Source organism: Erythrobacter sp. CCH5-A1 (assembly GCF_001557115.1).
GTDB lineage: Bacteria > Pseudomonadota > Alphaproteobacteria > Sphingomonadales > Sphingomonadaceae > Erythrobacter.
The window spans coordinates 1-484 of record NZ_LSKQ01000029.1; the positions used below are offsets into that span (position 1 = coordinate 1).

The 484-nt window shown below is 57.4% G+C and carries 1 pseudogene; it reads right to left on the minus strand.

Annotated elements, in window-relative coordinates:
* Positions 1-250: 250 nt before the first annotated feature.
* Positions 251-484 (minus strand): annotated as a pseudogene (locus AX708_RS19645) (IS110 family transposase); the annotation flags it as partial.

The window sequence follows — 484 nt, forward strand, 5'->3', positions numbered from 1 at the left end:
GGGGGCCCCCACACGCAATGCTCAAGGATTGGCTTCATTCGTTCCGAGGTCAGCTGATGCACTATCCGTGCATAGACTTGTATCCGGTCGCGGCCGTGCCCGCGCACCATAATCCGTATTCACATCCCCGGATCGAGCAAAGGCGGATGCGGACCAAACTACTACTGGGCGTTTTCAGGCGCCATCAATTTTCCCGGTCACACATCACACCAATCCGCGTCGCCTTATCGAGCCTGTTGCAACATAGGCATCAGGCGGCGCGGAGCTCGGCACCCTGAGGGACCAGACCGGTCTCCACAAAGCGCCAAAGCGCGATTAACAATTTTCGGGCGAGCGCAACGATTCCGACCTTTGCCGCGCGAGCGCCGTTGCCTTTGAACCGGTTGCGATACCAAACGGTCAGTTCGCTACTTGGCTGATATTTCAACCAACACCAGGCAAGTTCCACCATCTGCACACGTGTGCTTCGGTTACCGGCTTTGCT